Source organism: Bacteroidota bacterium, from assembly GCA_016711505.1.
Classification (GTDB): domain Bacteria; phylum Bacteroidota; class Bacteroidia; order AKYH767-A; family 2013-40CM-41-45; genus JADKIH01.
The window spans coordinates 376424-390791 of sequence record JADJSV010000018.1 but is presented as its reverse complement, the minus strand read 5'-3'; the positions used below and the strand labels follow the sequence as shown (position 1 = coordinate 390791).

The window sequence follows — 14368 nt, the reverse complement described above, 5'->3', positions numbered from 1 at the left end:
TAGAAATAAATTTGTTCAGACTGTTGAACACTTTAATCATTCTGATTGGATTAATCGTATATTTGATTGACTCCTTATTGCTATAAATTCATTATTTTTTCACTCTTTTTATTTTTATATTTCGATAAAATAATACTTCAGCAATGCTAACTGTTATACGAAACCCGTTGGCAGCACAGCAACATCATACAGTGTTCAAGCGACGAAAGACTTAATCAATTATATAATTTCATTTAAAAAATTTGAAAATAAAATGAAAAAAATTCTACTCATCACTTTTATCGCATTTGCAATTCAAAGCCAATGCCTGGCCCAAACATTCGACACTCTATGGGCCAATCGTTTTCAAACGGTATTAGACAGCGTTGTTACCGCGAATAATATTAAAGGGGCATCGGCGGCTGTACTTTCACCTGGTCAGGGAATATGGACAGGCGTTAGCGGCATTTCATCAGTAGGTGTTCCTGTAACAGCAGATATGCGTTTTGGAATTGGCAGCAACACCAAATTATTTATTTCAACAGTTATGGCAAAGCTTCAGGAACAAGGAGTGTTGTCGCTCGATGATCATTTATATCAATGGTTACCATCTTATCCAAATATTGATTCAACTGCAACTATACGCCAGTTACTTTCTCATCAAACCGGCTTTTTTAATTATCTGAGCACCGGTGTCAGTTTATGGAATGATTCTTTATGGGCCGACACAACCCGCTTCTGGACAAACGAGGAAATTCTTGCAACAATAGGCCCTCCACTTTTTGCTCCTGGCCAGGGGTTCTCTTATTCCAATACTAATTATTTACTTGCAGCGATGATAATAGATGCTGCAACAGGAATCTCCTGGGTTCAGAATCTGCATAATATAATTTTAGATCCTTTAAGTATGGACAGCACTTTTATCGGAGCTTTTGAAGCACCAAACGGGCCGGTAGCACATGAGTGGGATTATAATTACGGAGAATTAATTAATTCACCAATTACTTCTGAATATAGCATTGGATCTGCAGCCGGGGCAATGCTCTCAACTTCCAGTGAAATGGTTCAGTGGTACAGCGCATTATTCAACGGGTCAGTCATTGCTGATTCTTCACTTCAAGAATTAATTAACTTTGATCCTTCTTCTTTCTATGGACTTGGTGTAGCCGAAGGGTCTTATAATTCACTTCAGCATAATTATAATCATACAGGTGCAATGCTGGGTTACATTTCGCTTATGTTGTATGATGTGCAAACAAAATCAGTTCTATGCATTTTAACAAATGGCGGTGTAACTGATTTAAGTTTAGTTCTTGTTCCAATGTTAAATGTGCTTTATAATGAATATCCCAAACAACAAAACGATGCAGGAATTATTTCGGTTGTCAGTCCTTGGGAGAATGGCTGCAGTACAATAGTAACGCCATCCGTTTCACTTAAAAATTATGGAAGCAATACTCTAACTTCTGTTACCATTAATTATAATATTGTCGGAGGAGTGCCGGCTGTATTTAACTGGACAGGAACGTTAGCCACAGATAGCCAGGTTGTGGTAACACTTCCAGATATTATCACAACCAGCGGAACACATTCATTCGTATGTTATACTTCAGCCCCTAATGGAAATACTGAAGGCTATACATATAATGATTCTTCAACAAGCAATTTTATAGTAAACACTACTGCTGCAATGTTTGCTCCATTAACGGAAAACTTTGAGGGTACTGTTTTTCCTCCGCCGGGATGGTCTATAAATTCTAATTCAATATATCAATGGGGACAAACATCAATAGCTCCATTCAGCGGTACATCTTCAGTGGTTAAAGGAAATTACAATGATGGAAATATTGGCACTCATTACGACCTTGATCTGCCTATGATTAATATAACCGGTCTAACCGATCCTGCACTTGGATTCGAGTATGCCTATACCTATTATCCGGGATTTTATGATTCTCTTCAGGTTTTAATTTCATCTGATTGTGGTGTAAGCTGGCAAAGCCTGTTTTACAAAGGTGGCAATACGCTTAGGACAGCTCCGGTGACAACAGATCCTTTTTATCCAACTTCCGCCCAATGGAGGCATGAAACCATTTCGCTTTCTGCATATACCGGTGAAGTATTGATTCGCTTCCGTTCAATTTGCGGATTTGGAAATAATCTTTTTATTGATGAAGTAAATATTGATCAGTCAACGGGTATTGGCACAATAGCTTTCGATGAAACAGGAATAAGTGTATATCCGAATCCCGCTTCCGGCAATATAACTATTGACGGCTTACCCGTAAATTCTGAAATTCAAATTTCAGATATTTCAGGAAAAATTATTTTGAATGAAAAAACAGGATCCGGAATTACAACTATTGATATAAGTCAATTTCCAAAAGGAGTGTATCTTTTAATGACATCAAAAGGTGCACAGAAAATTATACGAATGTAATTATTTCACGGTGATTGAAGATCTCACTAATTACTATTTAAATAAAACCGAGCCAAACAAGAGTTGCTTGCTAGCTTTAAGAAGTATTATTCTCAAACAGGACATAATTATTAAAAATTACGAATAGGCATCCGACAACATTCGAACAATTTATAAATAACCATCACGTAGATTATCCTTCACCTCAAATATCCGCAAAACGTCTGTTTGCACAATTTCTGTTTCTATGAATAAACTATGTTGTTTTATTTTACTATTAAATTTCAAAATTTGCATTGCTCAAAATATTGTTCCGAATGGGGATTTTGAGCAATATTCGGGATGCCCGACAAATTTTAATCAAATTAATTCTGCACAATTTTGGTTTAATCCATGCGTTCCTCCTTATGGAAGTTCTCCGGGACAAAGTGGTTCTTCTGATTATTATAACGCATGTGCTCCAAGTGGAATAATGAATGTACCTAATTCTGCTGTAGGATATCAGCCTTCTCATAGTGGCAGCGCATATGCTGGTATTTATACATTTTCTATTAATCACCCTGATTTTCGCGAATACATAGAAGTACAGTTAATTAATGTGCTTATTGCAAATGAATGCTACTATTTTGAAATGTTTATTAATCTCTCAAACTTAAGTCAATTCGCAACGGATACAATTAGTGCTTATTTTTCCGATACGGTTGTGACGGGAATTCATAGCCACTCTCCCTTTCAGTTTATGTCACAAGTAAAAAACATTTCAGGAATTATTTCTGATACTTTAAATTGGACTAAAGTGAGCGGAACTTTTATTGCTGCAGGAGGCGAAAGCTATTTAATAATTGGAAATCAAAATAATGATCTGCATACTGATACTATAAGTGTTAATAATACTGGAAGAAATTTTTCGTACATATTTATTGATGACGTTTCCTTAATTCCATGTAACAGCATTGGTATTGAAGAACAAACTACAACTTCAGAAATAATATCTTATCCAAATCCTATCGTTAACAACTTAAATATTACAATCAATAACAATGAACTTTCAGAAATAATTCTTTATGATATTACTTCAAGAATAATATTAAATAGAGAATTTACAAATTCAATTCTTATAAATACAGAACAACTTTCAAAAGGGATATATTTTTACGAGATAAAAAATAAATACAATTTGAAAAATAAGAAGGAAAAGGTTGTGAAAGATTGACGCAAAATATTTTTCATTAATAACTATATCTTAATTAACTTTTTTTTATTGAGCCGGAATAATGAAAAGATTGTCAAATTTTTCTACAATGTGGGTTAATGATGTAGGTATTTTAAGGCAAACACTTTATCAATTTCGCAGAGTGTGTTAGTGCAAGTAAATCAACATTGTTAAATTGTTTTAAAATTTCATAAGCCCACTGAATTAAAAATACCTTGCTTTAAATTAAAAATTATTAAGCAGTATAAATTTAATCACATGAATTTATCACGACGTAAGTTTTTACAAACTTCCTTCCTTATCGGCTTTGCCGTCACAACAAAAAAGGATTGGGCTAATGAAATTCCATCACTATCTGTTGAGCGCCGTGATCTCTTTCCGCAAGGTGTTGCATCAGGAGATCCGACAGAAAACAGTGTGATCTTATGGACAAGACGTCCGCCGGTAAATGATAGCGTTACTAAAAAGGTACAAGTCGAAATTTCTACAACTCCTGAATTTAAAAAGATCCTTGCAGGTGGTACTGCAACAATCAGTGCTGATTCAGACTGGACATGTCGCTTTTTAGCAAAAGATCTTGAACCCAATCATGTTTATTGGTATCGCTTCATTGACGACCATGGTTTCGCAAGTAGAGTTGGTCGTACGATGACTGCACATAGCAACAATTCAGATGCACCTGTTCGTTTTACATTTGTATCATGCCAGTGCCCTAACGAAGCAGGGTTAAATGCTTACCGCAAGATGATCTTTGAAGATGAAGCACGTGCCAAAGATCAACAACTTAATTTCGTGTTGCACCTGGGAGATTTTATTTATGAAGTCACATGGTATGCAGAAGATAATCCAAATGGAAACCGGGGCCGGCGTATCAGGAATCTATATAAATTCCCGCAAGGACGAAAGGTTAGTAATTTTCATCTGCCGGTTACACTTGAAGATTATCGTACACTTTATCGTGCATATCTCGAAGATCCGGATCTGCAGGATGCACGTGCTCGTTGGCCATTTGTTTGTGTATGGGATAATCATGAGTTTGCCTGGGCAGGATTTCAAAGTCAGTATGTAGCCGGAGGAGGTTACAATGCTCCTGCACAAAATCAGAAAGTCTATGCTAACCAGGCATGGTGGGAGTTTATCCCTGCAATGGTTCAGCAACCCGGCAATCCCAAACTAGAAAATTTCATTGCACCTGCAGTGGTAGATACACCAATGGAGGAGTTCAATGATGACGGACTTTCAGAGGAGCCAAATAATCTTATTGCCATACACAGTCTTAAGATTCAGCGTGTGCTTCGTTGGGGAAAAAATGTTGATCTGCTGCTAACTGATAACTGGTCCTTCCGTTCACCGGATATGTCGACTGATGATTTTCCTGTAAATGAATTTCCAAGAGTCTCACCACAGATCCCTCTTGAAATTATGAACTATGGTAAACATTATAATGACGGCAATCCACCGGATACTATACGTTTCAATGGAAAAGATATTCCGAATCCGACTAAAGATGTCTTTGCACAAACGTTCCTCGGTAGTGAGCAAAGAAAATGGTTCATTGAACAGCTCGGAGCATCAAAAGCAAAGTGGAAAATATGGGGACACACTTTTGGGACAACTGAAGTGCGTTGCGATTATCAGAATTTACCTGGTGATCTGGGAAAAGAGTGGCCAAAGGATGTAGGGTATGCGGTAATGGACAATCGATTCCTTCGTGATAAAGATCTGATTTTTGATTTCATACGTGATCAGAAGATCACAGGGTTTTGTGTAGTAGCCGGCGACCGACATGCGTTTACTGCAGGTTTAGTTTCAAAGAATTTACCTCCGAAAAAATTCGAGCCGCTTGGTGTGGAATTTATAACAGGTTCCATTTCGCAACAAACGCTTTTAGAAGTATTGGAAGTCACCATGGCAAAAGACAAACCGAAGCGTGTTTTGCATCTGATTGATCAAGCCTGATGGTACAATGATCCCTTCTGTTAATATTACTGCATTGCATGGTGTGCAATCTACTCTGAAATTAAAGGAAACCGGAGACATCAAGCAAGCCCTTGCGGTACGCAATCCGGACCTCGCACCTCATCTTAAGTTACTTGATTTTGGCGGTCACGGCTATGGACTTGTTACAGCTACTTCCGATCAACTCTCGACTGAATTTGTATGTATTCCGCGGCCGTTTGAACGCAGTGAACAACCGGATGGTGGTCCTGTAAGTTATCGTGTTGTGCATCGCACCCAATTATGGAAGGCAGGCGAAGCACCAAAGCTTGAGCAGGAAATTCTGGAAGGTGATCCGCGGTATTGCATCTAAGATAAAACTTTAGCAGATTTTACAAAGCATCACCTACAAATTAACGACAGAACACTTCAAACAATTTTTTCTCTTACTCCTATGCAATTATTGAACTTTATTAATATCGATTCCCAATAGTCAATTCAGGGATAGACGTTTCTATAAGTTTCATATCTTCTGTAGTTAGATGAACATTGTAAGCACCTAAGTTTTCTTCCAGACGATCTATTCTTCTCGTTCCCGGAATAGCAGTAATTTCATTGTTATGATTTAAAATCCATGCAAGTGCAATCTCTGCTTTTGTAGCATTTTTTGCTTTTGCCATTTGGTCGATGACCTCAACAAATTTTATATTCTCCTTTATCGCTGCATCTGTAAATCGTGGATTGCTTAATCTAAAGTCGCCAGGTTCGAAATCAGAACGAGTTTTATACGCACCTGTCAAAAACCCTCTGCCTAATGGACTATAAGAAACAAAAGTGATCCCAAGTTCTTTACACACTTCAAAAATTTCTTGTTCAGGTTCACGACTCCATAAAGAATATTCACTTTGGATAGCTGTAATTGGATGTATCTTATGTGCTCTTCTTATAGTTTCAGCATTCACTTCCGATAAACCTATAAATTTCACTTTTCCTTGTTTAACCAATTCAGACATTGCACCTACAATAACCTCAATATCGACATCAGGAGCCTGACGATGCATATAGTATAAATCAATAGCGTCGATACCTAAATTTAAAAGACTTTGCTCGCAAGCTTTTCGAATGTAATCAGGTTGTCCATTTAAGCCTAGCCATTCGCCATTTGGACCTCTCATCACCGCGAATTTTGTTGCCAACACAACTTCATTCCATTTACCTTTAAATGCTTTTCCAATTAACTTTTCATTGGCGCCACTACCATACATATCAGCAGTGTCGAAAAAATTAACACCCAGATCAATTGCCTTATGCAATGTACGGACAGATTCTAATTCATTGTACGAGCCGTAAAACTCCGACATTCCCATACAGCCAAGTCCGATTCGATTTATTTGAAGAGTGCTGTTACCTAATATTGTTGAATTTTTCATAGTACTTTTAAAATTGAACAACAAAAGTCAGCCTTTCACATAATATTTGTTTACAAATAACAATCTGATATTTACAAATTTCAATCAATTACGATATTGTAGTGGTGAGTACGCTGTATGCTTTTTAAAAAAATTAGAAAAATGAGAGACCTCATCAAACCCCAGGGCGAAAGCTATTTCAGAAACATTCAATTGTGTTTGTTTAAGTAATATTTTCGCTTCTTCAGCTATTCTGCCATTAATAATTTCTGTAGTGCTTTTACCTGTTGTTTCCTTTAAAACCTTGTTCAAATGATTTATATGAACACCTAATCTGTTTGCAAAATCACTTGCAGCTTTGATTTGAATTACCTGAGCATTATTTTCAATTGGAAATTGCCTTTCAAGTAATTCGATAAACAAAGAAGATATTCTACTTGATGCATTGGTAGAGTTTATAATACTGGCCATGGGAGTTAACTTTTGTCCGGTATGTATCACTTCCATTACATAATTACGAAGTAAATCGTATTTATAAGGGTAATCTGACGAAAGTTCTAAGTCCATTTTCATAAACATCTTTTGAATTTCCATGTATTTTTTATCAGTCAATTGAAAGACGAAATCACTGTTGGGCTTATATATAGGTAATTCATCCACCAGAATTCCTGTTTTCGATTTTGACAAAAACTCTTTTGTAAACACGCAGAAAAAACCCGACTGGTTTTGATCTTGTGGCGTGTAGCGATATGGAATTTTAGGTGTGGCAAATAAAATTCCTTGTTTTTCAATGAGCACAGATTTCCCAGCAAACTCCACCAGATTTTTCCCTTTTATTAGGCTGATTTTATAATACAATCTTCGATTGTATGTCATTTCAGATTTTTTTGCACCGCTGAAATAAAATTTCTTTGTATCAAAAACATTGAAATGCCCTAAATTTTTTGCACTGTTGCTTTCTAAAAATAAATCCAACTGACTTCCATTTTCGCCAAATATCTCTCTGTAAAAATCCTTTATACCTATGCTTTCCATTGTTGCAAAATTCAAATAATAGCAAAGTTATAGTTTTTTCTCACTTTAGCATAAATTGTACTAAGAACTTTGTACCACATATGTTTTTAAAAACGCCTCAAATACCTATGCAATCAAAGACTTGAACTTGTAGAATATGATGGTCATTCCCATAACATGAAGATGTTGAATTGAACGACATAGACAGTTTTATTGCAAGTCACAAGAGTTTAAAAGTTATTGCTTTCAATGGCCTTGATATTAAGAATAGAAAGTTATATCTTCGATTCAAGAGTGCAGCCGGTCTCGTAGTTCTATGTTCGAATCAAGAGGCGTCTTAACCCACAGCTAACCTAATTGATACTCTAATTAAAACTACTACAATGAAAAAATCCATTATCACGACCTTCTTTTTACTGATAACTGTTTTTTGCTTTGCACAATCCAACAAGATTGAAGCTGTAGATTGGCTGCATCCAAAAATCTTTAAAGCAAAGAGTTTTACTTTTAAATCTGATTCAGTACTATTTGAATCTAAGAATTGCAAAATACTCGAAATCCGTACTCTTTCAGGTATTACAGGATATTTTGTTGAAAGTGATGCTACCATTCAAATTAAAACAAAAGGGTTGAATGAAAAATGTTCAGCAGCAATGTTTCGATTTAATCCTGCAGACGTGGATTCTTTGATACAAATTAAAAACTTAGAAGAAATTCAGGACGACGCTTTTTTCAACAAATCTCTTAAAGTATTAAAATCAACTTTCAGACATTGTTATCACTCAGGAATGGATGCAATGATTCCGGATAAAGAAGCGTATGCTATTGACTTTTTCAGCCCAAGGATTGGAGAAGTGCTGGTTAGTCATAACGAAAAGGAAATCATTTATTATAACTTTACATTAAGGACAAAAATGTAATCAAACAAATTATAAAGATAACTTCATATCTTCGTTTTATAACATTTGTAACCAAAGTCATTCATGTACAACTTCTCCTATTTCAAAGAAAAAGATAAACAAACAATAAAAGATTTTATCGAAGAGAATCCCTTTGCATTTTTGACAGGAAGTAATTTGTCGGGCACTCAGGTTGCAACTCAGATTCCTGTTATCTTGGAAGAAAGAAATGGAGAATTGTTTTTGCAGGGACACATTATGCGAAATACAGATCATCATAAAGCTTTTATTGAAAATCCTAATGCATTGGTTGTGTTTACAGGTCCCAGTACTTATGTCAGCGCTACCTGGTATACTAATCAACAAATGGGGTCTACATGGAATTATATGAGTGTATTTGTAAATGGTAAAATGAATTTTATGACATCTGATGAATTAATTCAATTGATGCGAAAGTTTACTTTAAAATTTGAAAATGGAAATACCAAGTCTCCCACAATTTATGATAACCTTTCTGATTCATACTTAAGTAAAATGCTTCAAGGAATTACAGTATTTGAAATAAAGGCAGATAAAATCGAAAATGTCTTTACACTCAGTCAAAACAGAGATGAGAAAAGTTACATGAATATTATTTCTAAGCTTGATGAAAAAGGCGGTAACAGCGCACTGATAGCTTCAGAAATGAAAAAAAGGAAATCGGAATTATTTCCACCTGGTGTAGAATGGGATGCTTCTAAATTTGACTCATAGCGAAATTCCTTCTTTATTCGAGAAGCCTGCTATATACATAATGGAATATTCATATTTACAATAGAACAAATTGTTACGTTTGCAGTAATCCTTTATAATGCAGGAATTATTAAATAAGGAAATGAATATATCACGGAAAATAAAGAGTATACTAAAATCCAAATTTGATTTAATAAATAATGAAAAATTAAAAAATAATTTACTCAATGCATTTCCGTACTGGCTTTGTGCAATTATCACCGGTATAGTGTCAGTTTTTTATGCGAAACTATTTTTATTAGCAGAAGCAGGAACAAAATTCATTTTTGAAAGAGCAAGCTGGTCATTCCTGATTATAACTCCTGTTTGTTTTGTGCTAGCGTGGAAAATTATCGACAGATATGCGCCTTTTTCAAGAGGAAGTGGAATACCACAAGTAACCGCCGCAATTGAATTATCCACTCCCAAAACCAATCATAAAGTAAAATCATTATTAAGTCTGAGAATAATTTTCACCAAAATTTTCTCCAGCCTGATAATGGTTTTCGGAGGTGGAGTAATAGGCCGGGAAGGTCCAACGATACAGATATCCGCTTCAATATTTAAAACCATCGGTGATTATTTACCGGCATGGTATCCGAAAATTTCCAGAAGAAACATGATCGTTACCGGTGCGGCTGCAGGTCTTGCTGCTGCCTTTAATACACCTTTAGGAGGAATTGTATTTGCTCTTGAAGAATTGACAAAAACACACTTCAGCTATTTTAAGTCAGCATTGCTTACCGGAGTTATAATTTCAGGATTAACCGCTTTAAATTTTTTAGGGCCTTACCTTTACCTCGGATATCCGACACTCGATCTTATTACTCCCTGGGTAATTGTAGCAATAATTCCCTTATCAATCTTAGCGGGAATTTCTGGAATTGCAATGAGCAAGGTACTACTCTACTTTTTAAAAATAAAAAGAAATTTAAAGAAGAATTATCTTAAGATAATTTACATAGTTATCTGTGGATTGATTATATCCGGTTTGGCTATTTTAGTTGACTTCAGGACTTTTGGTTCAGGAAAAGACATTATGGTTTCTACATTATTCAGCGATCAAAAAAAAATAGAATGGTACATTCCTTTTCTAAGAATGGTCGGGCCGATTTTTTCTTTTTCAGCAGGTGCAGCCGGTGGAATTTTCGCTCCTTCCTTGAGTGCAGGAGCAACAATAGGTGCAGTACTCGCTGAGTGGTTTCATTTATCAAATCCCGAAACCAATCTGATAATTCTTTGTGGGATGACCGGTTTCCTCACAAGTATAACAAGAAGTCCATTTACTTCTTCAATTCTTGTTCTGGAAATGACCAATAGTCACAACGTAATATTCTATATCATGCTGACAGCACTTTTTTCGAATTTAGTTGCAGTATCGTTAAGCAGGCGATCACTTTATGAACATCTGAAGGAACAATATCTTTCAGAAATAGATTCCATGGAAGAAGAAAAGCCTTTTTCCAAATCAATTTAATTTTTATCATTGAGAATCCATTTACAGCAGAAGAAAATAAATGAATATCTATTTCGCCTTAACCATCTTGATCTGTCTTTCCGCAGGATTCTCCTATATAAATCAAAAATTCTTAAAACTACCATTTGTAATAGGCTTATTTTTTCTCTCAACTGTATTATCCTTACTGGTGATCAGTTCCAAATTATGGATGGATATTCCAATCGATGAAATCAAAAAGTATATAGAATTTGCCAATATTGATCAGATCATTCTGAATGTCCTTTTAGGTTTTTTACTTTTTGCCGGATCACTTCATACCAACTGGAGCAATCTCAAGGAACAGATCAAACCAATTGCAATATTCGCTTTGGGTGGAGTTCTGCTATCAACTATCATCGTTGCCATTCTGTTTTATGGATTAAGTCTGGCCTTTAATCTGCACATAAATTTTATCTATTGCCTGATTTTCGGTTCACTAATCTCGCCTACCGATCCGATTGCTGTATTGGGAATATTAAAAAAAGCAAAGGTTCCGAAAAAAAACAGAATATACAATTGTTGGTGAAAGTTTATTTAACGATGGTGTTGGCGTAGTAGTATATATTTCATTATTGGATTCTCTCAGTAATGGCACTTTCAGCTTTGCTCATTTTGGAATTTTATTTGTGAAAGAGGCTGTGGGAGGAATTCTGATGGGTTTTGGACTAGGATATTTATTGTATTTACTTATGAAATCTGTTGATCATTATGAGACGGAGATCCTTCTCACAATCGCCTTTGTGATGGCCGGTTACTCTTTCTGTAACTATCTTCATCTTTCAGGTGCTTTGTCAATGGTAGTAATGGGACTTATGGTTGGCAATTACAAAGTCAATATTTCAATGAGCGATATTACACAGGAGTACATAAATAAATTCTGGGAATTGCTGGATGTCATCCTGAATGCAATTCTGTTTATAATAATTGCCTTCGTAATTATTGTTATTGATTTTAACTTCACATATCTGGCAATAGGAATTCTTTCTGTGATTCTGGTTTTAGTATCCAGATTGGTTGTTGTATATCTGCCGCATTTAGTCTTTCCAAAACTCTTGAAATTAACCAGCAAAGAGGCAAGAATTATAGGTTGGGGCGGCCTGCGTGGCGGGCTTTCACTTGCTTTGGCATTGTCGCTTCCGACCAGTGAAACAAAAAACCTGCTTTTGATTGCAACCTACTTTTGTGTTCTGTTCAGTATAATAATCCAGGGGCTTACAATTGAAAGAGTGGCAAAAAGTTAATTAAACCGCAATTACAAAATTTTATTTTTTTCTTTTCAGATAATCCATCAATTTTTTTTCTTTCTCATTTTATCGGGGAGGCATATAAATTGTATTTCGAAAGAATGTATTCTCCTATAGAAAATTATGGAATAATAGGTGATCTGAACACAATCGCTTTGGTCAATCTCAATGGATCCATAGATTTTATGTGTTTTCCGGATTTTGATTCGCCAACAATTTTCGCTGCGTTATTGGATGATAAAAAAGGCGGGCGTTTTGAAATTCGTCCACAATTCGGTGAAATGAAGACCAAACAACTTTATCTTCCTGATACCAATGTCTTGCTTACAAGATTTCTATCGGCCGAAGGTGTGAGCGAAATCACAGACTTTATGCCTGTTGAAGAGCTTTATGAAGGCAGTGAACTTATCAGAAGAGTAACAAATGTAAGGGGTAATGGAAATTATCAGATGTTATGTCAACCACGATTGAATTATGCTCTTCAGTCTCATACTGCGGAACAAATTTCTGCGAACTGTGTACTGTTTAAAAGCGAAGGTGAACACAACATTTCGTTACGGCTGACCAGTAGTGTTGAATTATTCATTCAGGATGGAGATGTATATTCAGAATTTACTCTGCAGGAAAAAGAAACCGCCGATTTCCTCCTGGAACATATTGTAAAAGAACATGACGAGCGTAAAGATTTTAAATTATTTATCACAGAAAGTCTATTCCGAACTATCAATTACTGGAAAGAATGGGTAGAACGCTCTCAATACAACGGACGATGGCGAGAAATCGTCAATCGTTCAGCATTGGTTTTAAAACTTCTGACCTCATTTAAATATGGTTCAGTGATTGCTGCACCAACATTCAGCCTTCCGGAATATATTGGGGGCGAACGAAACTGGGATTATCGCTACACATGGATTCGTGATGCCTCCTTTACAATTTATGCTTTGATGGTCCTCGGCTATACTAAGGAAGCGGGAAACTTCATTAGCTGGATTGAAAAATTATGCCGCGACATTAAAGGTCATAAATCACTGGGAATAATGTACTCTATTGATGGGTCAAGACAGCTCAAAGAAAAAGTTCTTGATCACTTCGAAGGCTACATGAAATCCACACCGGTTCGTATCGGGAATGAAGCATATGATCAGCTTCAACTCGACATTTACGGTGAGTTAATGGATGCCGTTTTTCTGTATAATAAACATGGCGAACAGATCGGCTATGATTTATGGGAAGATCTGAAAAAACAAATCGCATGGTTGGCAGAAAATTGGAGAAGACCTGATGAAGGTGTATGGGAAGTAAGAGGCGGAAAAAAAGAATTTTTATATTCCAGATTAATGAGTTGGGTGGCTTTTGACAGAGCAATAAAAATTTCAGAACAAAGATCCTTTCCTGTCGATGACAACTGGAAAAGACAACGTGATCTGATCTACGAAAGTATCTTCATTGATTTCTGGAATGAGGAAGAAAAATCATTTGTTCAGCATAAAGGTTCATCACATGTTGATGCATCCTTATTACTGATGCCTCTCTTCCGGTTCATCAGTCCGAAAGACCCTCGCTGGCTTTCAACACTAAAGAAAATAGAAAGTGAGTTGGTTTCCGACTCATTGGTATATAGATATAAAAACGAATTTGCAGCTTACGATGGAATGAATAGCCGTGAAGGAACATTTTCAATGTGCACTTTCTGGTATGTTGAGTGCTTGTCCCGATCCGGTCAACTTGAAAAAGCGCGGTTGTATTTTGAGAAGATGATCGGATATGGAAATCATTTGGGTTTGTTTTCAGAGCAACTTGGATTTGACGGGAAACATCTGGGAAATTTCCCGCAAGCCTTTACACATCTGGGTTTGATCAGTGCTGCTTTCAATCTTAATAAACAGTTGAATAATAGCCGGAATAAAAACGCTCCTGAAAGCGGCTGAAAAACTGCAATAAGGCGCATCAGAATTTCTTCAAATAAAAAAACGATCATGGAATG

Annotated in this window: 8 protein-coding genes and 2 pseudogenes; 8 read left to right on the top strand and 2 right to left on the bottom strand. The window is 36.1% G+C overall.

Features of this window, described 5'->3' with window-relative positions:
- The first annotated feature begins 253 nt into the window (after positions 1-253).
- From IPL24_17880 to IPL24_17870, 3 genes and pseudogenes are all read left to right on the top strand, one after another.
- Entirely contained in the window at positions 254-2419 is a 2166-nt protein-coding gene (locus IPL24_17880; GenBank protein MBK8365461.1) for a serine hydrolase, read from the top strand.
- Between the two features lie 226 nt (positions 2420-2645).
- Positions 2646-3611, top strand: a complete 966-nt coding sequence (locus tag IPL24_17875; GenBank protein ID MBK8365460.1) for a T9SS type A sorting domain-containing protein — start codon at positions 2646-2648, stop codon at positions 3609-3611.
- Positions 3612-3869: 258 nt separating this feature from the next.
- Positions 3870-5922: pseudogene (locus tag IPL24_17870) on the top strand (alkaline phosphatase D family protein).
- Positions 5923-6022: 100 nt separating this feature from the next.
- On the opposite strand, the gene IPL24_17865 reads toward IPL24_17870, so the two are convergent.
- Both IPL24_17865 and IPL24_17860 read right to left on the bottom strand, forming a co-directional pair.
- On the bottom strand, positions 6023-6979 hold the full coding sequence (locus IPL24_17865; protein ID MBK8365459.1) for an aldo/keto reductase: 957 nt from the start codon (positions 6977-6979) through the stop codon (positions 6023-6025).
- Between the two features lie 84 nt (positions 6980-7063).
- Positions 7064-7993 (bottom strand): AraC family transcriptional regulator, encoded by a 930-nt coding sequence (locus IPL24_17860; protein ID MBK8365458.1) that lies wholly within the window; start codon positions 7991-7993, stop codon positions 7064-7066.
- A 362-nt stretch (positions 7994-8355) separates the two neighbouring features.
- Between IPL24_17860 and IPL24_17855 the strand changes: the two genes are divergently transcribed.
- The 5 genes and pseudogenes from IPL24_17855 to IPL24_17835 all read left to right on the top strand — a co-directional run bounded on the left by IPL24_17855 (position 8356) and on the right by IPL24_17835 (position 14312).
- Positions 8356-8892, top strand: coding sequence for a hypothetical protein (locus IPL24_17855; GenBank protein ID MBK8365457.1), 537 nt, complete (start codon positions 8356-8358; stop codon positions 8890-8892).
- A 63-nt stretch (positions 8893-8955) separates the two neighbouring features.
- Complete coding sequence (locus IPL24_17850; GenBank protein ID MBK8365456.1) at positions 8956-9624, top strand: FMN-binding negative transcriptional regulator; 669 nt, start codon at positions 8956-8958, stop codon at positions 9622-9624.
- A 121-nt stretch (positions 9625-9745) separates the two neighbouring features.
- Positions 9746-11119: a chloride channel protein gene (locus IPL24_17845; GenBank protein MBK8365455.1), complete on the top strand. Its 1374-nt coding sequence runs from the start codon at positions 9746-9748 to the stop codon at positions 11117-11119.
- Positions 11120-11159: 40 nt separating this feature from the next.
- A pseudogene (locus tag IPL24_17840) lies at positions 11160-12381 on the top strand (sodium:proton antiporter).
- A 104-nt stretch (positions 12382-12485) separates the two neighbouring features.
- A complete protein-coding gene (locus IPL24_17835; protein MBK8365454.1) occupies positions 12486-14312 on the top strand; it encodes a glycoside hydrolase family 15 protein in 1827 nt (608 codons plus the stop codon).
- Positions 14313-14368: the final 56 nt, after the last annotated feature.